Annotated in this window: 23 protein-coding genes; 14 read left to right on the top strand and 9 right to left on the bottom strand. The window is 72.1% G+C overall.

The window, feature by feature from the left end:
* Window positions 1–97: 97 nt before the first annotated feature.
* Together AB0H62_RS28965 and AB0H62_RS28960 are read right to left on the bottom strand one after the other, a co-directional pair.
* Entirely contained in the window at window positions 98–874 is a 777-nt protein-coding gene (locus AB0H62_RS28965; RefSeq protein WP_220240548.1) for a hypothetical protein, read from the bottom strand.
* A gap of 114 nt (window positions 875–988) precedes the next feature.
* Window positions 989–1,921, bottom strand: a complete 933-nt coding sequence (locus tag AB0H62_RS28960; RefSeq protein WP_220240549.1) for a MurR/RpiR family transcriptional regulator — start codon at window positions 1,919–1,921, stop codon at window positions 989–991.
* 181 nt (window positions 1,922–2,102) lie between these two features.
* Here AB0H62_RS28960 and AB0H62_RS28955 point away from each other — a divergent pair, with 181 nt between their 5' ends.
* Together AB0H62_RS28955 and AB0H62_RS28950 are read left to right on the top strand one after the other, a co-directional pair.
* Window positions 2,103–3,227: an alpha/beta fold hydrolase gene (locus AB0H62_RS28955; protein WP_360589396.1), complete on the top strand. Its 1,125-nt coding sequence runs from the start codon at window positions 2,103–2,105 to the stop codon at window positions 3,225–3,227.
* Between the two features lie 52 nt (window positions 3,228–3,279).
* Window positions 3,280–3,645, top strand: coding sequence for a YrdB family protein (locus tag AB0H62_RS28950; protein WP_360589394.1), 366 nt, complete (start codon window positions 3,280–3,282; stop codon window positions 3,643–3,645).
* 23 nt (window positions 3,646–3,668) lie between these two features.
* Here the strand turns inward: AB0H62_RS28950 and AB0H62_RS28945 are convergent, their stop codons facing one another.
* Window positions 3,669–4,421 (bottom strand): FHA domain-containing protein, encoded by a 753-nt coding sequence (locus AB0H62_RS28945; protein WP_360589392.1) that lies wholly within the window; start codon window positions 4,419–4,421, stop codon window positions 3,669–3,671.
* 55 nt (window positions 4,422–4,476) lie between these two features.
* On the opposite strand from AB0H62_RS28945, the gene AB0H62_RS28940 reads away from it, so the two are divergent.
* Window positions 4,477–4,962, top strand: a complete 486-nt coding sequence (locus tag AB0H62_RS28940) for a hypothetical protein (protein ID WP_220240552.1) — start codon at window positions 4,477–4,479, stop codon at window positions 4,960–4,962.
* A gap of 10 nt (window positions 4,963–4,972) precedes the next feature.
* Here AB0H62_RS28940 and AB0H62_RS28935 read toward each other — a convergent pair whose 3' ends face one another.
* Entirely contained in the window at window positions 4,973–7,207 is a 2,235-nt protein-coding gene (locus AB0H62_RS28935) for a serine/threonine-protein kinase (RefSeq protein ID WP_360589390.1), read from the bottom strand.
* A 124-nt stretch (window positions 7,208–7,331) separates the two neighbouring features.
* Here AB0H62_RS28935 and AB0H62_RS28930 point away from each other — a divergent pair, with 124 nt between their 5' ends.
* Window positions 7,332–8,969, top strand: coding sequence for an acyl-CoA synthetase (locus AB0H62_RS28930; protein ID WP_360589388.1), 1,638 nt, complete (start codon window positions 7,332–7,334; stop codon window positions 8,967–8,969).
* Here AB0H62_RS28930 and AB0H62_RS28925 read toward each other — a convergent pair.
* The gene (locus tag AB0H62_RS28925; RefSeq protein ID WP_255638011.1) at window positions 8,945–9,445 is read right to left on the bottom strand and encodes a MarR family transcriptional regulator; all 501 of its coding nucleotides are present in this window, start codon (window positions 9,443–9,445) and stop codon (window positions 8,945–8,947) included. The two genes, AB0H62_RS28930 and AB0H62_RS28925, sit on opposite strands and share 25 nt — an antisense overlap.
* A 177-nt stretch (window positions 9,446–9,622) precedes the next feature.
* Between AB0H62_RS28925 and AB0H62_RS28920 the strand changes: the two genes are divergently transcribed.
* The 4 genes from AB0H62_RS28920 (at window position 9,623) to AB0H62_RS28905 (ending at window position 14,566) form a co-directional block, all read left to right on the top strand.
* Entirely contained in the window at window positions 9,623–11,809 is a 2,187-nt protein-coding gene (locus AB0H62_RS28920; protein WP_220240555.1) for an FUSC family protein, read from the top strand.
* A gap of 113 nt (window positions 11,810–11,922) precedes the next feature.
* Complete coding sequence (locus AB0H62_RS28915) at window positions 11,923–12,117, top strand: hypothetical protein (protein ID WP_220240556.1); 195 nt, start codon at window positions 11,923–11,925, stop codon at window positions 12,115–12,117.
* 27 nt (window positions 12,118–12,144) lie between these two features.
* Entirely contained in the window at window positions 12,145–12,873 is a 729-nt protein-coding gene (locus AB0H62_RS28910; protein WP_360589385.1) for a GntR family transcriptional regulator, read from the top strand.
* Window positions 12,874–13,318: 445 nt separating this feature from the next.
* Window positions 13,319–14,566, top strand: coding sequence for an MFS transporter (locus tag AB0H62_RS28905; protein ID WP_360589383.1), 1,248 nt, complete (start codon window positions 13,319–13,321; stop codon window positions 14,564–14,566).
* Here the strand turns inward: AB0H62_RS28905 and AB0H62_RS28900 are convergent.
* Window positions 14,457–15,545 carry a mandelate racemase/muconate lactonizing enzyme family protein gene (locus tag AB0H62_RS28900; RefSeq protein ID WP_360589381.1) on the bottom strand — a complete coding sequence of 363 codons (1,089 nt, stop codon included), beginning with the start codon at window positions 15,543–15,545 and terminating at the stop codon, window positions 14,457–14,459. The two genes, AB0H62_RS28905 and AB0H62_RS28900, sit on opposite strands and share 110 nt — an antisense overlap.
* 112 nt (window positions 15,546–15,657) lie before the next feature.
* Here AB0H62_RS28900 and AB0H62_RS28895 point away from each other — a divergent pair, with 112 nt between their 5' ends.
* Complete coding sequence (locus tag AB0H62_RS28895; protein WP_360589379.1) at window positions 15,658–16,197, top strand: dihydrofolate reductase family protein; 540 nt, start codon at window positions 15,658–15,660, stop codon at window positions 16,195–16,197.
* Here AB0H62_RS28895 and AB0H62_RS28890 read toward each other — a convergent pair.
* Window positions 16,180–16,848, bottom strand: coding sequence for a TetR family transcriptional regulator (locus AB0H62_RS28890; RefSeq protein WP_360589377.1), 669 nt, complete (start codon window positions 16,846–16,848; stop codon window positions 16,180–16,182). The genes AB0H62_RS28895 and AB0H62_RS28890 overlap by 18 nt on opposite strands.
* 102 nt (window positions 16,849–16,950) lie before the next feature.
* Here AB0H62_RS28890 and AB0H62_RS28885 point away from each other — a divergent pair, with 102 nt between their 5' ends.
* From AB0H62_RS28885 to AB0H62_RS28875, 3 genes are all read left to right on the top strand, one after another.
* Window positions 16,951–17,781, top strand: a complete 831-nt coding sequence (locus tag AB0H62_RS28885; protein WP_220240562.1) for an SDR family NAD(P)-dependent oxidoreductase — start codon at window positions 16,951–16,953, stop codon at window positions 17,779–17,781.
* Window positions 17,782–17,872: 91 nt separating this feature from the next.
* Window positions 17,873–18,901, top strand: a complete 1,029-nt coding sequence (speB, locus tag AB0H62_RS28880) for an agmatinase (RefSeq protein WP_220240563.1) — start codon at window positions 17,873–17,875, stop codon at window positions 18,899–18,901.
* A gap of 103 nt (window positions 18,902–19,004) precedes the next feature.
* Window positions 19,005–20,180: a cytochrome P450 gene (locus AB0H62_RS28875; protein ID WP_220240564.1), complete on the top strand. Its 1,176-nt coding sequence runs from the start codon at window positions 19,005–19,007 to the stop codon at window positions 20,178–20,180.
* Between the two features lies 1 nt (window position 20,181).
* Here the strand turns inward: AB0H62_RS28875 and pip are convergent, their stop codons facing one another.
* Window positions 20,182–21,138: a prolyl aminopeptidase gene (gene pip / locus AB0H62_RS28870; RefSeq protein WP_220240565.1), complete on the bottom strand. Its 957-nt coding sequence runs from the start codon at window positions 21,136–21,138 to the stop codon at window positions 20,182–20,184.
* Window positions 21,139–21,370: 232 nt separating this feature from the next.
* Between pip and AB0H62_RS28865 the strand changes: the two genes are divergently transcribed.
* Window positions 21,371–21,778 (top strand): GNAT family N-acetyltransferase, encoded by a 408-nt coding sequence (locus tag AB0H62_RS28865; RefSeq protein ID WP_360589374.1) that lies wholly within the window; start codon window positions 21,371–21,373, stop codon window positions 21,776–21,778.
* Here the strand turns inward: AB0H62_RS28865 and AB0H62_RS28860 are convergent, their stop codons facing one another.
* Window positions 21,779–23,101 carry a hypothetical protein gene (locus AB0H62_RS28860; protein WP_360589372.1) on the bottom strand — a complete coding sequence of 441 codons (1,323 nt, stop codon included), beginning with the start codon at window positions 23,099–23,101 and terminating at the stop codon, window positions 21,779–21,781.
* 317 nt (window positions 23,102–23,418) lie between these two features.
* On the opposite strand from AB0H62_RS28860, the gene AB0H62_RS28855 reads away from it, so the two are divergent.
* Window positions 23,419–24,129 (top strand): hypothetical protein, encoded by a 711-nt coding sequence (locus AB0H62_RS28855; protein WP_220240569.1) that lies wholly within the window; start codon window positions 23,419–23,421, stop codon window positions 24,127–24,129.
* The last annotated feature ends 94 nt before the right edge of the window (window positions 24,130–24,223 follow it).

The following is a 24,223-nucleotide window of genomic DNA, read 5'->3' as shown; positions in this document are numbered from 1 at the left end:
CCGTGGTGCGCTCCCCGAGCGGGTCAGGGTCGATCGTTCGGCGGTTGACCGAGCGGTGCCGGCTTGGTCAGCCCTGGATCGTCGAGTACCGGACCGGTCAGTGGTTGACCTTGAACCACGGCTGCGACCAGCCGAGGTAGGTCTGGCCCCACGAGCTCTTGATCTCCGAGATCGTGGTCTGGGTGTAGCTGCCCGCGCCGTGGATGTCGTTCGACAGGAACTGGCCGCCGCCGATCGAGATCATGGTGTGGCCCGCGCCGCCGTTGGAGAAGAAGGCGAGCCCGCCGGCCGGCACGTTCTGGTCGCCGGCGTGCTTGTACTGCGCGGGGATCTGGGTCCAGTGCACGTACGCGGTCTCGGAACCGCTGGCGGAGAACCCGTAGTTCTGGGCGTTGATGCGGTCGCACCAGCCGTCGTAGGAGGCGACGTTGTTGGTGTGCACGCGGGTCTTGGCGTAGGCCACGGCCTGCGCGCAGGTCTTCGCGTCACCGAGCCCGGTGGTGGAGCAGGTGCTCTGCGGCGGCGTCGGGACGCCGGTGCAGTCCGGGGCGATGCGGCCGTCGGAACCGGTGTAGACGTAGGTGTCGGTGATGTAGCCGCCCTTTGCGGCGACGTGGTCCCAGATGTTGCTGGTGCCGTACTTGCCGGTCACCGTGTCGCCGGTGGTCTGGCAGTCGATGACCACGGCGGTGCCGTCGGCGATGGTGCCGACGGAGCTCGCGCCGGTGCCGGGCGCCGAACGCACGGTGAGCGGCGCGCCGGAGTCCGTGTGCACGGTGCCGTTGGCGTCGGCGGCCAGCGCCGGCGCGATGCCCGACAGCGTCAGCGCCGCGGCGAACGCGACCAAACCCAGCGTGCGTTTCGCGATTCTCATCCTCGGTCCTCCTGATCCCCAGTGGGTGTGGGAACCAGGTTCGCCCGAGCCGATACACGCGCCGTACAAATGCGTTCGCGGCGGCCGTGAACCCCGGACAATCCGGGCGCGCGGTCAGCCCTTGCGGGGGTGGCCCGACTTGCGCCGCGGCACGTAGTCGCGGCTGTCGCCCTGGATCAGCCGCGAGCGCAACGTGGTGAGCAGCTCCGAGGTCTGGTTGGCGTGGTCCTCGTCGCGCGAGGCCAGCCCGAGCAGCAGCGCGTCCGCCAGCACCTCGGCGCTGAGCATCTCGCCGGTGAAGTTGCTGGGGGAGTGCGTGGCCTGCAGGGCCACGGCCACGCGGTCGCCGAAGACGGGCGCGAGCGAGTCGGTGATCAGCAGCGTGTGGGCGCCGACCTCGCGCGTGCGATCGAGGAGCACCTCGATGTCGCCGAGCAGCCGGCTCGGCAGGAACAGCACCACGACGTCGCCCTCGCCGAGGCCGAGCAGGTCGTCGGCGAGGCGGAAGCCGGTCGCGCCGCTGGCGCGGGCGCGCCGGCCCATCCGGCCCAGGCGCAACGCGACGTACCCGGCAAGGAAACTCGACGGGCCGATGCCGAAGGCCAGCACCTCGCGCGCGCCGGCCAGCAGGTCCACGGCCTTCTCGAAGTCCTCCTCCGAAATGAGGCGCCAGGTCTCGGCCAGCCGCTCGGTCGCCTCGGTGAACACGCGCGCGAGCACGGTCGTGGGCTCGCCGGTGGGCTCGCCGATCTGGCGGTGGCGCAGCTCGATCGACGGGCTGGTCTCGGTGACCACCTGCCGGGCGAGGTGCTGGCGCATGTCGGCCAGGCCGCTGTAGCCGAGCGTCTTGGCGGTGCGGACCACGGTGGCGTCGCTCGTGCCCGTGGCCGAGCCGATCTGCTCGGCAGTGGCGAAGATCGCCTCGCGTGCGTGGTGGCGCAGGTACTCGGCGACGGCGCGCTCGGCCCGCGACATCCCGGCGAGGCGGCCGGTGATCCGCTCTGTGAGCGAATCGCCGCCGTCGGCGGGGGTGGCGTCGTCGGGCATCGGATCACTCTCCTGTCGGCTCGCCTGCATCGTAGTGGTCCGCGGTGCCGTCGTGTGCGGGACCACAGTGGACGGTGTGGCGCGCCCCTGTGATCCGAGGCGTGGGTTGCCCTCCAGGAATGCGCTGACTAGGGTTCGAGTTAGTCATTGTTAGTGACTAATTCGAACCGAGGAGCTGACGATGTCGGTGATCGAGCTGACGACCTTCACGGTCCGTCCCGACCGGACGCGGGCGATGCTGGACGCCCGCCCCGGCATGGTGAAGGCCTTCCACCGGGACCGGCGCGGATTCGTGTCGGCGCGCCTGGTGCGGGTGTCCGAGGACACCTGGCTGGACTTCGTCGAGTGGACCGACGACACGGCCTGGGACGCCTCGCGCGCGAAGGGTGCGAACCAGCCGGAGATCGCCGAGTTCTTCGCGACGCTCGACACTTTGGTGAGCTCCGAGCGGGGCGTGCGCTACGACGACCCGGCGGGCGCGAGGGTCCGGACCATTGCCTATGGGCCTTCGCCGTCGCAGGTGGGGGAGCTGTACCTGCCTGAGGGAGCCGGGCCGTTCCCGGTGGTGGTGCTCGCCCACGGCGGGTTCTGGACGGCACTGTACGACCGCCGCCAGATGACCCGTCTCGCCGACGACCTCGTAGCGCGCGGGTACGCGGTGTGGAACGTCGAGTACCGCCGCCTGGGCGAATCCGGCGGCGGCTGGCCGGGCACGTTCACCGACTTCGCCGCGGCGGTGGACGCCGTCGCCACCCTCGACCCCGCGCTCGACGTCTCGCGTGTCGTCCTCGTCGGCCACTCCGCCGGCGGCCAGCTCTCGGCCTGGGCCGCCGGCCGTTCGGCTCTGCCCGCCGGCGCACCGGGCGCGGACCCCAGGGTCACGCCCGTCGCCGTCGTGTCACTCGCCGGTGTCCTGGACCTGCGCGGGGCGGCCGACGCCCGCCTCGGCCGCGAACTGGCCGATCCTGATCTGCCGGCCCCGGCCGGTGCCCCCGTCGAAGCGGACCCCGCGTACGTTCCGGCCATCGCCGCCCTCGCCGGCAACGGCCTGGTCCCCGCCCTCCTCGGCGGCACCCCGGCCACCGTCCCGGACCGCTACGCCCTCGCCACCCCGGCCGACACCGGCGTCCCCCTGCTGGTCGTGCACGGCGACGCGGACGAGATCATCCCGGCGGCCCCGGCGCGCAGCCCGTACGCGGAGGAGACGATCGACGTCGCGGGCGCGGGCCACTTCGAGGTGATCGACCCGGCGGACCCGTCGTGGGCGCGCGTAGTGGCGTGGCTGGAGACCAAGCCGGCCGGGTGATCGGCGGGGGAGCTCGGCCGGGTGACCGGGGCCGGTCGCTACGCTGCCGGGCATGACCACCACTCGTCCGGCTTTGCGGGGGTTGCCCGGGTTCGTACTCGTCGTGCGGTTCTGCACGGAGCTGGCCCTGCTGGCGGGCCTGGCGGTCGCCGGGGCGCGGCTGGGTGGGGGTGTGCTGCTGGACGTCGTCGGCGGGGTGCTGTGGCCGGTGCTGGCCGGGGCGATCTGGGCGCTCGTCGTGGCCCCCAAGGCGCCGCGGCGGGCGCCGGAGCCGACGCGGTTCATCCTGGAGTTCGCGTTGTTCGCGGCGGCGGCCGTGGCGCTGGCGGCGTCCGGGCTGCTGATCGCCGGGATCGTGCTCGCGGTGGTCGGCGTGGCGACGGCGGTCGCGGTGCGGGTCTTTGCCAAGGACTCCTAGCCGGAAGCCCTGGTTGTGCTGCCTCAGTCGAGCCGGTCCAGGACGTCCAGGTCGGCGCGGGTCAGCGAGTTCGTGGTGATCGCCAGCTCCGTCAGCAGGTTGTGGTTGAGCGAGTTCCCGATCGGCTCCGGCACCTCCGTGCGCTTGAGCCCGCGCACGCCCTGACCCGAGAGTCGCTCGCGCACGGCCGCGATCACGCGGTCGACCTTCCGCACGTCCCACTCGCCGCCCGGCTCGAGCGCGCCCATGATCTCGGCGACGTGGCCACGGCTCATGGGCTGCGGCTGGACCTCCCGGCGCAGGTACTGCTGGCCGAGCACCGTGAGCACGAGCCGCTGGGCGGCGGTGAGGTCCCACTGCCGGCCGGGCAGCGTCGGGCCGGTGACGGGCATCGGCCGGTTGTGGTCGGGCGCGTTGACGCGGACCTCGAGCGGGTGCTTGCGCCCGCCGGAGCCGACCACGAGCAGCGTGGTGAAGCCCGCCGGCAGCGGCTCGGGCTCGTCGTCGGAGTGCAGCAGCCGCGTGGGGGAGAACTCGATCGGCGTGTGGCCGGAGTTGCTCAGCAGCCACCAGCCCCGCCGGTACGTCAGCGCGCCGTGCTCCCGGCTCACGCGCGGGTCGTCCTCGCCGACCTTGACACCGTCCGGCCCGGGTTGGCGCCCGAACGGCAGCCGCGCGTACTCGGCGGGCAGCACGACGGCCGTGCCCGCCAGGCCGCGGACCACGACGGCGCCTGGTGTCTCGGACGCGGGGTTGTCAGCGGGAAAGGAGGTCACCTCGGGTCCTCTCGAATCGGGGACCGGTCCCGTCGCAGGCCGGTACGGTGCGCGCATGGATCTTCGCACCACTGCCCGGGCGGCCGCCGCCCCCGTGGCCGCTGCGGCTCTGCTCGCCGCTCTCTGCGCGTGCGGGAGCGACGCCGCCCCCGCGGCACCGGCGCCGTCGGCGTCCGCGCCCGCCTCGTCCTCTTCGGTCGCTCCGCCCTCGACGTCGGTGCCCGACCGCGAGCCGCACACCCTCGTGCTCAACGCGACGGGCGAGGGCAAGCTGACGCAGATCGAGTACACGCTCGACGGCGAGACGAAGCAGGCCGGCGCGGTGTCCCTGCCGTGGCGTCAGTCGCTCACCGTTCCGGCCGACGGCAAACCGCACCAGTGGACGCTCGAGATCTCCTACGCGGGCGGCACCAAGGGCACCGTGGACATGTTCTCGATCGTCGACGGCAAGGAGAGCATCCACACGGGTGCGGGCAGCGCGGGTTCGCCCGGCTCGCACATCAGTGGCAGCGCGTCCGTCGGCGGGACCGTGCAGGGCTGAGGAACCGCGCTCACACCGGTCCGGCGTCGTGGGTCCACCAGTCGATCAGCGCGAACGGATCGTTGCCGCGGTGGGCGATCGTCTCGATGGTTGTCGCGTCGTCCGTCCACTTGAGCACGCGCTCGCCGCCGGGATCCTCGGTCGCGCAGGAGAGCCGGCCCGTGCGCCCGCCGCGGGAGTACGGCCGGTCGCCCGAGAAGTCCTTCGGCAGGCTCGTGCAAGCGGCGTCGCTGTCGCCGGTGCTGTTGAAGACCTGCCGCATCGTCGCGGCGTCGGGCAGCTGGTAGTAGACCACCAGCCCGGCGCCGCTCGTCCGTCCACACGCGACCGCGGCGACCGTGGTCACCGCACCGAGGTCCTGCCACTTCTGGTCCGCGGACGGGCGCACGCAGTTGAGCCGCGACTGCTGCGGTACGTGCTGCAGCAGGGAGCGCTCGGCGTCGGTCGGGAACGCCGGCGTGGTGTGGGAATTCACCTCGCTCACGATCCGGCTCAGCGGCGCGAGGTGCCACTGCGACCACCACCCGCCGACGGCGTCGGGCGAGGAACCCGTGACATGGCCGATCATCGAGAACGCCTCGAGGCTCCAGTCCATCGCGACCGTGCCCTCGGGACCCGGGTGGCACAGCACCTGCCCGAGGTCCACGCTGAGCCAGTCGAACCGCGTCGTGCCGAGGAAAGCGCCGCCCGGGCACCCGCTCCCGCTGGGCGCCTTGGCCGCGCCGACGAGACCGGTGAACGACGAGCGCAGCGCCGCTACGTCGGCGAACCGGAAGTACGAAACCTGACGCGCGCCCGTGCCCTGCGGTGTGCAGGTGATCCCCGCGACGGCACCGGGATACGCGTCGAGGTCCGCGGGTGCCGCGCGCCGGCACGCGGTGCCGGCGGTGACGTCGAGCACGGCCTTTTCGTCCGGGGTGGGGAACGCGGCCGGCGCCCAGCCCGTCCAGCCGGCCCACGCCTTGCGCAGCGCGGCGTCGTCGGGTGCTTCGGCCCGGTTGACGGTGCGGGCCTTTTCGTCGGTCCAGACCACGGTGGCCGTGCCGTCGCGGTCCTGGCACAGCACGCGGCCGCGCGCGGGTCCGGTCGCGGGGTAACGGTGTTCGCCGCCCGTCGCGGCGGCGCAGTCGCCTTGGTTCGCGTCGACGCCCGCACGTGTGACGGCGTCGGCGTACGCGGCCGTGACCTGCTGCGGGGTGGCGTAGAGCGCCGTGGTTGCCGCCTGCCCGGACGCGTCGTGGCACGTCACGGTGGCGGTCGCGCCCGCCGCGGGCTGGTTCGCCGCGGCGCAGCCGTCGCGCAGGGCGGTGGGTACGCGGGCCAGCGTCGAGTCCGCGGTGCCCGGCGAACCACCGGTGGTGAACCACAGTACGAGCGACGCCACCACCACGAGCGCGGCGGCCGGGACGCCCACCACCCGCCACCGGCGCTTGCGGCGCCTGGCCCGTTCGGCCGCCTCGGTGGTGGCCACGAGGTCGTCGACGAGCTCCGCGCACGTGCGGTGCCGCTTGGCCGGATCGCGGTCGAGGGCCCGCCGCAGCGCGGCGACGCCGGGGTGCGCGAAGTCGGCGTGGTGGTGCGGCGGGCTGCCGGAGAGGCATTCGTAGAGCACACACGCCAGCGCGTACACGTCGGCAGCCGCCCCGACCGGCCGGCCCTCGCGTTGCTCCGGGGCCGCGTAGTTCATCGTGCCGAGGAACCCGCCGGTCGCGGTGAGCCGCGTCAAGTCGAGGTTGCGTGCGATGCCGAAGTCGCACAGGTACACGCCACCGGTCGCGTCTTCGAGCAGGATGTTGCCCGGCTTCACGTCGCGGTGCACCAGGTTGCGGGCATGGGCGGCGTCCAGCGCCGCGCCGACGCCGCGCCCGATCGCCACCGTCTGCTCGAACGACAGCGCGCCGCGGCGGTGGATCAGCCGCGCGAGGTTCGTGCCGAGCACGAACTGCATCGCGAGGTACCCGAGGTGCCCGTCGGCGGAGAACCCGGCGTCGTAGGACGCGACGATGTGCGGGTGGTCCAGGGCCAGCGCGATGCTCGTCTCACGCTCGAAGCGCCGGCGGAACCCCGGCTCGGCCATGAACTCCGGCCCGACGACCTTGAGCGCGACGGGCCGCTGCGCCACGAGGTCGTAGGCCTCGAAGACCTCGCTCATGTTCGTTTTGGCGAGCTGGCGCAGCAGCCGGTAGCGGGGCAGCCGGCCGGTGATGTCCGGCCGGTCGAGCGTCGGTGCTTCCGTCTCGTCCACTTCTTCGTCCCCCGAGGTGCGCCGGGGGAGCTTAACCGGTGGCGCGCGGGTGCCGCTCGGCCTGGCAGGTCGCGGCCGCGCGCCAGGGTTGCGCCCCGCGCGGCGGTGGATGAAACTCCGGGCTATGCCGAGCCCGTTCAGCGCCGAAACCGGCGAAGCGATCCAGCACGCGCGTCAGCACTCCGTCGGTGACCTCCTCCGGCGCACGGCCGCGCGGTACCCGGACAAGCTCGCCGTGGTCGACGGCGAGCGGCGGCTGAGCTTCGCGGAGTTCGACGCGGCCGTGAACCGCTGCGCCCACCGCCTCGCCGAGCGTGGTCTCGTCAAAGGCGACCGGCTCGCGCTGCTGAGCCACAACTGCCTGCAGTACGTGGTGCTGGCGTTCGCGACGGCCCGGCTCGGCGTGGTGCTCGTGCCCGTCAACTTCATGCTCGGCGCCGACGAGATCGCCTACATCCTCGGCCACGCCGGGGCGTCCGGGCTGGTCGCGGAAGACTCGCTGCTGGCCACCGGGGCCGCGGCGCTGGAGCGCGCCGGGCTCGGCGACGGGGTGCGCGGCCGCATCGGCGGCACCGCCGAGGACTGGGAAGATGTCGACGCCTGGATCGACGGCCCGGGCGACGAGACCGACCCCGGCGTGGCTGTCGCCGACGACGACCCGCTGCGGCTGATGTACACCTCCGGGACCGAGTCGCGGCCGAAGGGCGTGCTGCTCTCGAGCCGTTCGCTGATCGCGCAGTACGTGTCGTGCGTGATCGACGGCGGCATGAGCGCGGACGACGTCGAGGTCCACTCCCTGCCGCTCTACCACTGCGCGCAGCTCGACTGCTTCTTCTCCGTGGACGTCTACCTCGGCGCCACCAGCGTGATCCTGCCCGGCCCGGACCCGGCCGCGCTGCTGGCGGCCGTCGAGCGCGAGCGCGCCACGAAGCTGTTCGCGCCGCCGACGGTGTGGATCTCGCTGCTGCGCCACCCGGCGTTCGACACCACCGATCTCTCCAGCCTGCGCAAGGGCTACTACGGCGCTTCGGCGATGCCGGTCGAGGTCCTGCGCGAGCTGGCCCGGCGGCTGCCCGACGTCGAGCTCTGGAACTTCTACGGCCAGACCGAGATGGCGCCGCTGGCCACGATCCTGCGTCCGCACGAGCAGCTGCCGAAGGCCGGTTCGGCGGGCCGGGCTTCGCTCAACGTCGAGACGCGCATCGTCGACGAGGACGGCCGCGCGCTGCCGCCGGGGGAGATCGGCGAGATCGTGCACCGCAGCCCGCACGCGACGCTCGGCTACTACGAAGACGAGGAGAAGACGGCCGCCGCGTTCGCCGGCGGCTGGTTCCACTCCGGCGACCTCGGTGTGCTCGACGACGAGGGTTACCTGTCCGTGGTGGACCGCAAGAAGGACATGATCAAGACCGGCGGCGAGAACGTCGCGAGCCGCGAGGTGGAAGAAGCCCTCTACCGCCTGGACGGCGTCGCCGAGGTCGCCGTGTTCGGCGTCGCGCACCCGCGCTGGATCGAGGCGGTGACGGCGGCCGTCGTCCCGCGCGAGGGCGTGGAGCTGACCGCCGAGGCCGTGCTCGCCCACGCGCGCGAGCACCTGGCCGGCTACAAGTGCCCGAAATACGTGGTCTTCACCGACGCGTTGCCGAAGAACCCGAGCGGGAAGATCGTGAAGCGCACTTTGCGTGACACCCACGCGGACCTCGCCGCGGAGGAGCAGGGCGCTCGGTCTTTGGGCGCTCAGTCGCCTGGTGCCGTCAGGTAGCGCTGGGCGACGGCCTTGTTGTAGCGGCTCAGCAGCGAGCCGAACGAGCGCAGATCCTCTTCGCTCCAGTCGCCGAGCAGCTCCGCGGCCGCGTTGCGGCGGCGCGACTGCGTCACCCGCATGCGGTGGCGGCCCTCCTCCGTAGGCGTGAGGATGCTGCGCCGGCGGTCGGCGGCCGAGGGACTGCGCTCGACGAGCCCTTTGCCGAGCAGCACCGAACCCTGCCTGCCGACGGTGGACGGGTCTAGACCGAGTGCCCCGGCGAGCGTTCCCACGTCCGCCGAACCCAGCTCGTCCAAAGTGCGCAGCAGCAGGTACTCCGCTTGGTCCAGTTCGGCGTACGCGTCGGTGCGCCGGCGCAGCAGTTCGAAGTTGCGCACGAGCACCGCCGTGGCCAGTTCGAGCACGTCGAGTGTGTCGCCGGTCTCGGCGAGCCGATCCGCGAGCTTCGAGGCTGCGAAAGTCGGTTCGATCACTCGGAACTCCAAACCCCTGTATGACACCGGTATTTATCGGTATCATACCGGTGATCACTCCGAACGCACGGGAAGGCGGGTTTTGTGCTGCCCACGGCCAGGGAGTTCCGCGACAGGGTCGTCGCTTCGGATCCGGGTCTCAACCGGTTGAGATCGGCCGGTTCGGCGACCATCGGCATGGCCAGCGCCCTGGCGGTGGAGTACCTCGTGGCCAAGCTCACCGGCGCCGACGCCATGGGCACGCTCACCTCGATGCTGCTCGGCGCGGTCGTCGGGATGATGGGCGCGATGGCGCTCGGCGACGGCAGTCGGTGGGTGAAGACGCGCACGGCCGCGTTCTTCCCGGTCGCGCTCGGCACCGGTATGACGCTCGGCGTGCTCGTCGGCGACAACGGCACCCTGATGCTCGTCGTGTTCGTGCTGGTGATGTTCATGTCGGTGTACGTCCGCAAGTTCGGCGGGCCGTTCTTCTTCTACGGCTTCATGGGCTGGATGGGCTACTTCTTCGCCGCGTTCCTGCACGCGACGTTCGCGACGCTGCCGAGCCTGCTGCTCGCCGTGGTCGTCGCGAGCGCGTGGCTGCTGCTGCTCTTCGTCACCGTGCTGCGGACCAACACCACGAAGACGCTGCGCCGCGTGCTGCGCGCGTTCGACGCGCGCGGCCGGGCCGTGGCGCGTGCGTGTGCCGACCTGCTGGCCAACCGCGAGCCCAAGCAGGAGGCGCGGTTGCGCCGCCGGCTGCAACGGCGGCAGGCGCGCCTGGCCGACACGGCGCTGATGGTCGAGGGCTGGTCGGCCCAGCCGGGCGCGGTGCCGCGCGGGCGTTCGGCGGCTTCGCTGCGGCGGCAGATGGTCGACGCGCATCACCTGCTCGACGAGCTCGCCACGGCCGCGGACTCGTTGGTGCGCAGCGGTTCGGGCCTCACCGTGCTCGCGGCCGAGGTGGCCGATCGCCTGGCCCGCCGCGACGACCGCGGCGCGAGCGAGGTCGCCTACCGGCTCGCAGGGCACGCCGAGAGTGCCGGCGGTGCCGCGGGCGGCTGGTGGCCCGCGCGGCACTTCGCGGCGGCGGCCCTCGAGGTCGTGGCGGTGTTCGACGCCGCGCCGAAGCCCGAGGAGATCGCGGCCGAACCGGTGGACGACTTCGAGCCGGCCGTCGGGCTCGCGTTCGGCAACCTGCCCGGCTCGCCCGCCGCGGCGGGCGACGTGCCGGCTCGGCAGTCGAAGTGGAACCCCTTGGCGCGGCTGGACTTCATCACGCGGCAGGCGGTGCAGAGCGCGGTCGCGGGCGGGCTCGCGATCCTCATCGGCAAGGAACTGTCCGACGCGCGGTACTACTGGGCAGTGCTGGCGGCGTTCTTCATGTTCACCGGCACGGCCACTCGCACCGAGACGTTCATCAAGGGCTTCAACCGCGTGCTCGGCACACTCGTGGGGCTGCTCGCGTCGGTCGGGTTCGCCGAGCTGACCGCGGGCAACACCGCCGCCGTGCTGATGACGATCTGCGGCGCGATGTTCTTCGGTTTCTACCTGATCCAGATCTCGTACGCGTACATGATCTTCTTCGTCACGATCATGGTCGGGCAGCTCTACAGCGTGCTCAACGAGTTCTCGGCGGGACTGCTCCTGCTCAGACTCGAGGAGACAGCGGCCGGCGCCGTGGCGGGGCTGGTCGTCGCGGTGGTGGTGATCCCACTGTCCACCCGGGACACCGTGCGCAACGCGCGGAACAACCTGCTGGCGGCCCTCGGCGACATCCTCAAGGCCGCGGCCGAGCGGCTGGAGCACGGCAAGGCCGTGGACCCCCAGCCCGATTTCGACGCCCTCGCGCGCGCCCTGGACCACCGGCGGTACCAGCTCGCGCTCGTCGCGCGGCCGCTGACCCGGCCCATCCTCGGCGGCACGGACTCGCCGAAGCTGCGGCACCGGCTTTCGCTCTACGCGGCGCTGGCCACGCACGGCCGCGCGCTAAGCGTCGCGGTCCGCTGGCCGGAAGGCGCGTGCAGCGCGCACCCGGAAGGCCCGGTCGCGGCGTGCACCGCGCTGGCGGCGGCGGTGGAGGAGCTCGCCGCGACGCCGGTGGGCGCGCCCACCACGGCGGTGCGTGGTCCGCTGGCGAGCGCCGACGTGGCGTTGTTCGCGTACACACCGGCGGCGCCAGGGGACCGGGCGAAGGATCCGGTGCTGCTGGCGTTGAGCCACCTTTACCTGGTGTTGCGCGATCTGACGGCCACCGGCCCGATGGAGCTGCGTCCGTCGCCGGCACTCGCGTCGCCGGGTCCGCGGCTCTACCGGCAGATCCGGGCTGGGTTGCCGCCGGTGCCGGCCCCCGTGTCGGCCCCCGTGCCGACCCGGGAAAACTGACATCCGCGCACGAACCGTGCCCTTCGCGACCTTCCTCTGAGACCGGCCGGCGCCTTTCGGACAGCGGAGGCGCTATCACTCTCCTACTGGGGATTTCCGGGAGGAGGGGTCCGATGGCCGCGGAAACGAGGCAGACCGTCCAGCTGTGCCGGTGCGTGTGCTCGGTACTGGGACACCACCACTCGGTGTGTGACGAGCTCGCCGTGCCGGGTGCCACGGTCGCGCTGGTGTCCGGCACCGACGTGCGGGCCGTGCCCGCGTGCCTCGGCTGCCACACCGCCGTGAACCGGCAGCTGGCGCGCCGCTGAGGCTTCGCGGGGGACTACGCTTTCCGGGTGGCGCGACGGAAGAACCCTGCGGTGGACCTGCCCGAGCACCCGAGGCTGACCCTGCCGCCGCGCACCATCCTGCGCGACAGCGTGTACGAGGCGCTCAAGGCGATGCTCATGGACCTCGACGTCGCTCCCGGCAGCCGGCTGTCGATCGACGGCATCGCCCGCCGCCTCGACGTCTCGCCGACCCCCGTGCGCGAGGCCCTCACCAAACTCGAGTCCGACGGCCTCGTCGCGACCCGGCCCAACGCCGGCTACGTCGTCGCGCCCGTCCTCGACGAGACCGAGCTGGACCACCTCTTCGACGTTCGCGTCCTCTTGGAGCCCGAGGCCGCCCGCCTCGCCGCCGGCGCCGCCTCGAAGGCCGAGGTGTCGTCCCTGCGGTCCGCCTGCGCGGCCATGTCCGCCCACCCCGCGGGCGAGGACTACCACGCCTACCGCGACTTCGCGGTGCTCGACGCGCGCCTGCACCGCGTCATCGCTGAGGCCTCGGGCAACCCCCTCATCGCCGACGCCCTCGCCCGCCTCCACGCCCACACCCACGGCTACCGCCTGTACTTCCGAGTGGGCATCGCCGCCGAGACGACGCGCGAACACGCGGCCATCGTCGAGGCGATCGCCTCGCACGACGGCCCGGCCGCGGCGACCGCGATGCGGACGCACCTGGACCGTTCACGGGTCCGGCTGCACAGCGCCTACGCAACCGGGGGAGACCAGTCCGAAGAGGACTGACCGGGGCTGTGCACGGGCACTGATCGGCTTCGCACGACGGCCGCGCGGCCCAGGCCGCGGTCCACGAGCACCGGCCGTTGGCGCTCGGCGGCGCGGCGGTTGCGCAAGCGGCGCGGCCGGGTCTGATTGGGTCGGCCGGCGTTCGCCTGAAGCGATGTCGCCGCGACTCAGCCGTGGTGTTCGGCTGTCTCGACCGTTCGCGCCTGGCGGCGCGACCGGTCGTCCGGCGACGAGCGCGAGGTTGCTCACGGCGCGCTTCGCGTCGGGCCCGGCAGGAGGAGCCGACTGACCGCAGCGGATTTCGGTCGCCGGCGACCGGTCCTGTGCTGCTAGGTTCGCGGGAGTCGTCCGGGCCCGCATTGGTTCGGGCCTTACCTTCCCCCGGCGACGAGGGCCACGGGTCGCGCGGCGATCGTGGCTTGCCCCCGCCGGGTGGCGTGAAGGAATGTCGATGTCTCGCGCCGGTGGTTATCGGTCGCTGTTGTGTACGCGTGGTGCGGCTGCGTTTTTCGTGGCAGCCGCGGTGGGGCGCGTAGGGATCGCCATGACGGGGCTCGGCCTCGTGTGGCTGGTGCATGCGCGCACCGGGTCGTACGGCAGGGCCGGGCTCGCCGGCGGCGGGTTCGCTCTTGCCGAGGCGTTGTGCGGGCCGCAGGTCGCCCGGCTCATCGACCGGCTCGGGCAGACGCGCGTGCTGCCGTGCTGTCTCGTCGTGCACGGCGGCGCGATCGCCGTGGTGCTGGGGTCCTCCAGCGTGGCGGCGGAGGTCGTCGCCGCGAGTTGTGCCGGTGCGGTCGTGCCGCAGCTCGGTGCGCTCTCCGGGGCACGGTGGGCGTACCTGTTGCGAGAGCGGACCGAAGAGCTGCCCACCGCCTTCTCACTGGAGTCGCTGGCCAACGCCACCGCGTTCCTCCTCGGGCCGGTCTTGGTCACCTCGCTCGGAGCGGCCGGAGACGAGGCGCTGGCCACCGCCGTCGCGGCGAGCCTGATTCTCGCCGGGGGAGCGGTGCTGGCGGCCCAGCGCCGCACGGCACCCGAGCCCCGGCGAAAAGTCCACACAGGACAGACCCTGCTCCGCCCGGCCTTCGCCCGGATCGCCCTGATGAACCTGGCCCTCGGCCTGTACTTCGGCACCACCCAGGTCTCGGTGAGCGCCTTCGCCCTCGATCACGGCGCCCCGGCCGCACCGATCGTCGCCGTGGCCAGCGTCAGTGGGCTGCTGTCCGGCTGGGTCTACGGACTGCGCCGCCACCGCACCCCCGCCCGGCGCCAGCTCCTCAGAGCCGGCGCCTGCCTCACCGGTGCGTCGGCGCTGCTTCCCCTCGCTCCCAACGCCCTCTGGCTCGCCGTCGCCCTCGCCCTCACCGAGGCGGCGATCCCGCCCACACTCGTCCTGCTGAACGTCGAAACCGAACGGTCCGTCCACCCCGCAGCGCTCACACAGGCGTTCACCTGGAACAACTCCGCCAGCGCAGCCGGTTCTGCCCTCGCGGCCTCCCTCGCCGGACGAGTGGCGGACGGTGGGGGCGCCTCCGCCGCACTGGCGCTGGCGCTGGTCCCCGCGGCCGGTCTCCTCGCGTTGGTTAGGCCACCCGGCGGTCGTCCATCGCGTCGCGGTTCCACGGGATGCCCAGGCCCGGCGTCTCCGGGGCGACGGCGTGCCCGTCGGAGATCGTCATCTCGGCCGTCGTGATGGCGCGCAGCTGCGGGATGTGCTCGACGTAGCGGCCGTTCGGTATCGCGGCGGTCAGGCTGACGTGCAGCTCCATCAGGAAGTGCGGGCACACCTGGACGTTGAACGCCTCCGCCAGGTGTGCGACCTTGAGCCACGGCGTAATCCCGCCGACGCGCGCGACGTCGACCTGAACGATCGAGGCGGCACCACGGTGGAGGTAGTCGCGGAACTGCGCCACGGAGTACAGGGACTCCCCGACGGCGACGGGGATCGGCGTGGCCGCGGACAACCGGGCGTGGCCGGCGACGTCGTCGGCGGGCAGGGGCTCCTCGAACCAGAACAGGTCCACCGCCTCGAACGCCCTCGCCCGCCGGATCGCCTCCGCCGCGGTGAGGGACTGGTTGGCGTCCACCATCAGGTCGAACCGCGGCCCGACGGCTTCGCGCACGGCGGTGAGCCGCTCCAGGTCTTCGTGGGCGGTGGGCTTGCCGACCTTCACCTTCACCCCGCCCCACCCCGCGGTCGCGGATTTCCGGGCGCCCGCGACGAGTTCGTCGGTGCTCAGGTGCAGCCAGCCGCCTTCGGTGTCGTAGAGCGGCACGCGCGGGGCGAACCCGCCGGCGACCCGCCACAGCGGCTCGTCCGCGCGCCGGCACTTCAGGTCCCACAACGCCGTGTCCACCGCCGCCAGGGCCAGCGACGTGATCGCGCCGACGGTGGTGGCCCGCGTCGAGGCGAACAGGTCGTGCCAGACCGCCTCGATCCGGCGCGAGTCCTGGCCGATCAGCCGGGGCAGCAGGTGGTCGCGCAGCAGCGCGAGCACGGCCGTGCCGCCGGTGCCGATCGTGTAGGAGTAGCCGAGCCCGGTGCCGTCGTCGGCGGTGGCCAGCTCGACGAACACCGTCTCCTGCTTGAGGAACGCCTGCACGGCGTCGGTGCGCTCCTGCTCCACCTCGAGATCGAGGAGAAACGCCTCGGCCTTCACGACCACAGCCACGCGGTCCTCCTCGCTGACTCGGCAGGGACAATGCACGATCCTATAGGAAAGTGCACCGATGAGTTTCCGTGCCCGCGCCGGTCGGTACGGGAAACGACCACGGAGGTGCGGAATGGGCAAGCTGCTCTACTCGGCGGCGATGTCGCTCGACGGGTTCATCGCGGGACCGGGCGGCGACATGCAGTGGGTGAAGGAGTTCTTCGGCCCCAACCCCGAGATCGACCGGCTGGTGGCGGACATCGGCGCGCTGCTCGTCGGACGCCGCACGTACGGCGGCGATGACCCGTACCGCGACACGGAAGCCGAGGGCAAGGCCTTCGGCGGCGCCTGGGCAGGTCCGCAATTCGTGCTCACGCGTCGGCCCGCTGAGCCGGCGCCCGACGTGACGTTCGTCGACGACCTGCGCCGCGGTGTCGAGCTGGCGAAGGCGGCTGCGGGGGACAAGTACGTGAACGTCCTCGGTGCGACCGTGGCTCGCGGGTGCCTCGACGCCGGGCTGCTCGACGAGGTCCTCGTGTCGGTTTTGCCCGTGTTGCTGGGCGACGGGGTGCGGCTGTTCGACCGGCCCGGCGGCGATCCGGTGCGTCTCGAACGGAAGTCGCAGACCGAAGCGCCGCTCGCGACAAACCTGTGGCTACGCGTCGTGCGCTGACGAGATCAGGCCGGTGAGGACGGCTTCGGTGAGGTGGCGCAGCCGCGGCGTGAACTCGACGACGCCGTGGCCCAGCCGCGGGTCCTCCCGGTAGAGCTGCGCGAGCGTCTCGGGCGGGTGCGAGATCTGCCAGAACGAGGCGGCCAGTGACGTCACGGCGCCGACGACGTGGCGCCCGCCCGCCGCACCCAGCCCTGGCAGTGTCCGGGTGAGGAGGGCGGCGATGTCTTTGACGGCTTCCAGCGCGGCGAGCTTGAACGCGCGCACCGACTCGAGCGACACGTGCCGTTCGAGGGTGAGCGCCGCGTGGGCGAGGAGGTCGCAGAAGAGCGGTCGTTCGTCGAGCGTGCGCGCGATGACGTCGGCGACCTCGGCCGGCGACGCGCCGGTGGTCTCGTCCAGTGCCGCGTGCAGCCCGGCCGCCCAGTCGCGCCAGCCCTCGGCGGTGAGGTGCAGGTAGATCTCTTCGCGGGTCTCGAAGTAGCGCAGCAGTGCGGACTTGTGCACGCCGACTTCACCGGCGATGTCCCCGAGCGTCACGGCCCGCACGCCGTCGCGGGTTGCGAGCAGCCGTGCCGCGGCGAGGATCGCCTCGCGCCGCTGCTCCTTGTGCTCGGGGCGCCGCGCCCGCTGGAACTCGGAGGTGACCACCTGCACAGGTTACCGCAACGCCGTTGTGTTGTTAAGAGAACAGCGTTGCGCTAACTTGGTGGTGCGGGGAGCCTCCCCGCTCGAGGCGAGAGGGATCGAACGATGAGCAAGGTGTGGCTGGTCACGGGTGGTTCGCGCGGTCTGGGACGGGCCGTGGTGGACGAGGTGCTGGCGGCGGGCAACGACGTTGTGGCGACCGCGCGCAACGTCGACTCCCTGAAGGACCTGGACGAGCGATACGGCGATCATCTGCTGCGCCACCCGCTGGACGTGACCGACCCAGCGCAGGCCGAGGCGGCCGTCGCGGCGGCCGTGGAGCGGTTCGGGCGGCTCGACGTGGTGGTGAACAACGCGGGCTACGCCAATCTGGCCTCGGTCGAGGAGGTCGACCTGGCGGACTTCCGCGCGCAGGTCGAGGCGGTGTTCTTCGGGACTGTGCACGTGACCAAGGCGGCGCTGCCGGTGTTCCTGGCGCAGCACTCGGGGCACTTCATCCAGGTCACGTCGATCGGCGGCCGGGGCACCGCGCCCGGCATTTCGGCTTACCAGAGCGCGAAGTTCGCGACGGAGGGCTTCTCCGGCGTGCTCAACGACGAGGTATCGGGCCTGGGGATCAAGGTCACCATGGCCGAGCCGGGCCTGATGCGCACGGACTGGTCCGGACCGTCGATGGAGGTCCGGCCCTACAAGCCGGAGTACGAGCCCACGATGGGCCCGCTGATCGAGCACCTGCGGAGCAAGCGGGGCATCGAGCCGATCGACCCGGCCGCGGTCGCGCGTGTGTTCCTCCAGGTCGTGGAGATGGCCGAGCCACCGCTGCACCTGGTGCTCGGCAGCGACGCCGTGACGATGATGCGGGCCGGGATGACGAAGCTGATGGCGGAGGACGAGCGCTGGGCCGAGCTCGGCCTGTCCGTCGACTTCGCGAGCTGAGCCGGGCTGAGCCGCGCGGGGTTTGAGCGGGAGGCGAATCGGGGCAAAACCGGGGCACCACGGCGGTAGGTTGGCCCGCAAGGAGGACGTCATGGCTCGTTACGGCACCCAGTTCGGCCCGGACCTCACCTTCCTCGGCGTGGCGCGCTGCGACTGGGCCGATCCCGCCACCTACCCGGCCGCCGACGTCGTGATCCTCGGCGCGCCGTTCGACGGCGGCACCTCGCACCGCGCGGGCACCCGGTTCGGCCCGCAGTACATCCGGCAGAGCTGCTACCTCCCCGCCGACGGTTCGCGCCCGTCGCTCGCCCTGCGGGTGGACGCGTTGCGGGACCTGAAGGTCTTCGACGCCGGCGATGTCGAGATGTACTCGGGCGACGCCGAACGCTCGGTGCGCTCGCTGCAGGAAGCGGTGTACGCGGTCACCGCCACGGGCGCGATCCCGCTGGTGCTCGGCGGGGACCACACGATCGCGTGGCCGGACGCGGCCGGGGTGGCGCAGCACCTCGGCCAGGGGCGGGTGTCGATGGTGCACTTCGACGCACATGCCGACACCGGCGACATCGCGTTCGGCTCGCTCGTGGGCCACGGCCAGCCGATGCGCCGGCTGATCGAGTCGGGTGCCGTGCGCGGCGACCGGTTCCTGCAGCTCGGCCTGCGCGGCTACTGGCCCGGCCCGGAGACGCTCGACTGGATGGCCGAGCAGGGCATGCGGTCCTACGAGATGACCGAGATCGTCGCGCGAGGGCTCGAAGAGTGCCTCACCGAGGCGTTCGGGATCGCCACCGACGAGTGCGACGGCGTGTTCCTCTCGGTGGACATCGACGTGTGCGACCCCGGCCACGCGCCGGGCACGGGCACGCCCGAGCCGGGTGGGCTCACCGCCCGGCAGCTGCTGGATTCCGTGCGGCGCATCGCGTACGAGCTGCCGGTGGTGGGGGTCGACGTGGTCGAGGTGTCGCCGCCCTACGACCACGCGGACATCACGTCGTTCCTCGCGAACCGGGTGGTGCTGGAAGCATTGTCGGGCATCGCGCGCCGGCGCCGCGACCACGCCGACGGCACGGTGTGGGACGCCACGCGGCCGCTGCTGGCCGATTGGCCCGACCGGCGTCCGTGACGGGCGCGGTGACCCGAACGCGCGACGGTTTCCGCCCGTGCGGCCGATGCCGCGTGCCCCCGCGCGCCCCTACGGTGGTGAGTCCTCGGAGTGGGGAGGACACGTGGCCAAGTCGGTCGAGGAGATCCTGGCGAACGTCGACCTGTACGCCGAAGACCAGCGGGAGAACCTGCTGGCCGCGGCCGCGGCCGCCAGAAGTGGTTGTCCCGTCCCGCACACCGACGCGGACGGCGGCTACCACCTGCTCACCCGCTACGAGGACGTGCGGGCGGTCTGCGCCGCGCCGGAGCTGTTCAGCTCGGCGCAGCCCGCGATCCGCGGCGTGCCGGTGCGGGTGATCCCGATCGACACGGATCCGCCCGACCATCGCGAATACCGGAGGATCCTCAACCCGTTCTTCACGCGGGCCGCCCTCGCGCGGTACGAGCCGCAGCTGCGTGAACTCGCGCGCACGGCGGTCGAGTCCTTTGTGGACCGCGGCGCGTGCGACATCGTGAGCGACTTCGCGATCCCGTTCAGCGCCGGCTCGCTCGCGCGGATCGTCTTCGCGACGGACAACCGCGACCTCGTGGACCGCGGGGTGGTGGCGGCCAAGGACGCCGCGGTCACCAGCAGTCCCGAAGCGTTCCAGACGCTCGCGGGCTTGGCGATGGAGGCACTGGCCGAAGCCGAAGCGAAGCCGGACGACGGCGAGGACAGCGTGCTGCGCGCGCTGGTCACCGCGACGATCGACGGCCGGGCGCTCACCCTCGAGGAACGGCTCGGCATGGTGACCACGCTGTTCCTCGGCGGCCTCGACACCACGCGCGGGGTGATCGCGAACGTCGCCTACCACCTCGCCACCCGCGACGACGTCGAGCCGATCCTGCGCGATCCCGGCGGCTGGCAGCGGGAGCTGGAGGAGTTCCTGCGGCTCGAGACCACCGTCGCGTTCATGGCGCGCACCGCCACGCAGGACACCGAGATCGGGGACACGCCGGTGAAGGCGGGGGAGCGCGTCGCCGTGTTCTTCGCCGCGGCCAACCGGGATCCGGCGCGGTTCGAGCGGCCCGACGAGCTGGTGTTCGACCGTCCGAACGTGCCGCACGTGTCGTTCGGCTTCGGTATCCACCGCTGCCTGGGTCTGCACTTCGCGCGTATTCAGCTGGCGGTGGCGTTCGAGGAGCTGCTGGCCCGGACCACACGGTTCCGCCTCGCGCCGGGTGCGGAGATCCGGCGGCAGGTCGGGCTGAGCCTGGGCAGCCCGTACCGGCTGGACGTGACGTTCGACCGCGCCTGACTCACGCGGGTTCGAAGCCGGCGATCGCCTTCGTGACCGCCTCCCCCATGGCGGGGCTGCCGGTGTGGCCGGAGTCGTCGATCACCACGAGCTCGGCGGACGGCCAGGCCTGCACAAGGTTCCACGCCGCCCGCAACGGCACGCTCAGGTCAAGCCGGCCCTGGATGAACACGGCGGGGATCCCGTGGAGGCGGTGGACGTTCCCCAGGATCTCGCCGGCTTCCAGCCACGCGTGGTGGCCGAAGTAGTGCGCGCACATGCGGGCGAGCGTGATGAGCTCTTTCGCGGGGCGATCGCTGTACTGGCCGGCCTTGCCCTTGATCTCGTGCGCGATCACGGCGTCTTCCCAGGTACACCAGTCGCGTGCGGCGTTCAGCTGCACCGCGCGGTCGGGTGAAGCGAGCAAGCGGGAGTACGCGGCGAGCAGATCACCGTCGCGCTCTGCCTCGGGTACGCCGGCGCGGAAGGCCTCCCACTCGCGGGGCAGGAGCCGCCCGACGCCGCGGTAGAGCCAGTCGACCTCGTCGGGAGTACTGGTGAAGCCGGCGATCATCACCATCTCCGACACGCGTTCGGGGTGGCGCTCGGCGTAGGCGAGCATGACCGTCGGGGCCCAGGAACCGCCGTAAAGCATCCACTTCTCGACGCCGAGGTGCTCGCGCAGGCGTTCCATGTCGGCGATCAGGTGGTGGGTGGTGTTGTGCTCCAGGCTCACCGCCGGGTCCGCGATGTTCGGCACGCTCTCGCCGCACCCGCGCTGGTCGAACAGGATGATGCGGAACTTCTCCGGGTCGAACCCCTTGCGGCTGTTGCGTGTCCCGCCCGCGCCGGGGCCGCCGTGCACGCACAGCACCGGTTTGCCGTCGGGGTTGCCGCTGGTCTCCCAGTAGATCCGGTTGCCGTCGCCGACGTCGAGCAAGCCGTGCGCATACGGTTCGAGCGGCGGGAACGGGGCCATGGCGGGATCCTCCAGGCTGTCGGCGGCCCGGGAAGACTACTGACCGGATCTCGCGGTGACACCTCGTTTTCCGCGTGGCCGCTGGCTGGCGCCGCAAATCGGGTGGGATGGCCGGCTGAGGCCCAGCACACATTCGATATTTACATGATTAATCGACGTCGTTACCGTTTCCTGGATGGAACACACAGTCACCGCGGTGTCCGCGGAATTGATTCCTGCGCTGGTGTCCTCGGTGGAAGCGTTGTTCCACGAGGACGGCGGCCGCCACGACGACCGGATGGATCTCGCCTGGCCGCAGCGCGAAGGCTCCGCCCACTACACCACGCTGCTGACCGATGAGGACGCGCTTTGCCTTGTCGCACAGGGAGAACATGGCGTCGGCGGGCACCTCGTCGGCCGGCTCCGGCGGCAGGACTCGCTGCACCCCGGCGCCGTCACCGCCGTGCTCGAAAGCATGCGAGTCGCCGTCGAGGAACGCCGCACCGGGATGGGCACTGCGCTCGTCGAGCGATTCGACGAATGGGCGAAAAGCAACGGCGCGAACGGATTCGAGGTCACCGCCTATGCCGCCAACACCGACGCCCTCGCGTTCTATCGCCGGCACGGGTTCCGCGAGTTCGAGGTCACCCTCCGGCGCTGATCACCCCGTCGAGATGTCCAGCACGGCCTTGCCGTCGAGGACACCGGAGAGGCGGACGGTCACCATGTGGCCCGCCATGCCGAACGAGCCGCTGCCGCCGACGCCGAAGCTCATCTCGCCGGAGTCCTGCAGAATGCGGACGCCGCTCGAGGTGACGGACGCGGTGAACGTCATGCCGCTCGCGGTGATGTCGGCCTGGCCGGTCACGAGGACCTGGCACTTGCCGCCGGCGCACGCGCCCAGGTCGGTGCCGTTGGCGGCGGACGGCAGCGTCGGGGGCGGTGAGCCGAGCGGTCGGCACTGCGGGGCGACGTCGTGGGAGTGGGCCAGCACCGGGTTCGCGGCCGCGATGGTGGGCAGGTCGGGCGCGGGCAGGGCGATCGTCGCCAGCACCCCGATGATCTGCTGCGCCTGTGGTTTCAGCTGCTCGACGGGCTGGAAGTCCAGATCGGGCATGCGTGAGTCGCTCGACGGCAGTTTCGGCGCCACGGCGCGCAGCGAGGCGAGGAGGCTGTCGTGGTACTTGTCCGCCGCGGGGATGCCCGAAGGCGTGACGGTGCCCAGCGTCTCGACCAACTGGGCAACGCCGGCGCCGGCCGAAGAGATGAAGCTGCTCAGGTCGAAGCCGCTGAGGCGGGCGTAACGCGGATCGGTGATGACGAGGTCTTCGATTTTGTGCGCCTTCAGAGCCGCAGTGGAGGTGACCACGCCGCACATCGTGTCGGCCCACGCCACGAGCGGGCGCGTCGGCACGGCGGCGTCCACGGGACCGAACTGCCGCAGGGGCGCGCAGGCGGGCGCGACGTTGTACGACGCGTTGAGCTTCGCGTCGCCGCGCACCGCCTTCGTCAGATCGGCGGCCGCCGGCTTCAGCGCGGTGACGACGGTGGCGAGCTCGCGGGCCTGCGCGAGCGTCGGCTGCGCGGTGGTGTCCGGGGGCGCCTTCTTGGTCACCTCGTCGAGTGATTTTCCCAGCTGTGCCACGTAGGTGTCCGCGGCCTTGACGCCCGACGGCGGCACGGACTTCAGTCCCGACCCGGCCTGGCCGATCCGCCCCGTGATGCCGCTGACGTAGGAGCTGATCTCCGAGGCGAGGAAGTCGGCCTGCGACGGGTCGGCCGCGGTGTGGTTCACCTCGTCGATCCCGGCCTGCAGGCCCTGCAGCGCCTGCACGCTCGTGCACACCGTCTGCGACCACGCCACGAGCGCCCGGGCGGCGGCGGGCACCGGGGGCAACGGCGCGGGTAACGCGTGCCCGCTCGTGGTGCACCCGGCCGCGACCAGCGCGAACGCTCCCAGCACGACAGCCGACCGAACCCGCATTTCCGACTCCCTTTCCCCGGTGCGCGCAGACTAGGTCGGCCCTCCGGGAGGGGTCCCCGACGATCGCGGGAGACTCCACTGTGGACGGTTCCGGATCAGGGGGCATGTAGCCGACCCCGGGCACGGCGTGGATCAGCGGCGGGCCGCCCAGCTTGCGTCGCAGCTGGCTGATCTGCCCGGGCAGGACGTATTCTCCGTGAAATTCCGTCACCCTGGGTGAGCAAGTGGGGGCGGGTTTACCCGATCGGGCGGAGGTTCATAGGATCTTGCCGCCGGTCGTGCCGCGGGCTCGCGGTCCCGGCGGTGTGGAGGTCTGGATGGCAGGCACGGGGCCCGGCGAAGGTCGCGATGAGCTCGACTCGGTCGCGAAGCTGGTGAGCCTGTCGGAGACGGCGCCGATGCCGCGTATCGACGGCGAGCGGCCACCGCTCGTCAAGCGGCCGAAGCCCCAGCCCGATCCGAGCGGGCTGTACCCCGAGCCCGCCACCGCGCCGCGCACCTCGGGCGAGGGCCCGGCCACGAAACCGCAGTCGATCGTCGGCGAGCTGCCGCTGGGGCTCGACGCGATGTTCGCCGCAGCGGGGCCCGACCACGAAACCGAACGGACGCAGACCTCGCCGCCCGTGGGGAACCGGCGCAATACGCGGTACGTGGTGATCGCCGGCGCGGTGGTCGTCGCGCTGGCCGGGCTCGGCACGTGGGCGCTGTGGCCCGCGCCGGAAAGCGGCTCGGCCGGCCGGCCCGCGGAAGTGCCGGCCGCGCCGTCGAAGCCCTCGTCGGCGCCGCCGGCGGTCACCACCATGACGGCGAGCCCGACGCCGCCGACGGCCACCGACCAGGTGGACCACACCACCGTGCGCACCACCGAGGGGCAGAAGCCGCCGCGGCAGCCGGCGAGCGAGCACCCGAGCGCGCCGCACGGGACGGCAGGCACGACGTCGGAGGACATCTGGAGCTCGGCCGTGAGCTCGTACCTCCAGGACTGGAGCAGCCGCCACCAGCAGCCGCCGAGCCGCCACCGCGGCTGACGGGCGCGGAAGACGCAGGTAGCACCGATTTCCGCGACGACGTGCAGCTGAAACGGGCGACCTCACGTAACCGGAGGGGGTCAAGGTACTACTC

The organism is Amycolatopsis sp. NPDC050768, assembly GCF_040654155.1.
In the GTDB taxonomy this organism is placed as follows: Bacteria; Actinomycetota; Actinomycetes; order Mycobacteriales; family Pseudonocardiaceae; genus Amycolatopsis.
The sequence above is the reverse complement of the archived record's forward strand: the minus strand, read 5'-3'. Positions and strand labels throughout refer to the sequence as shown.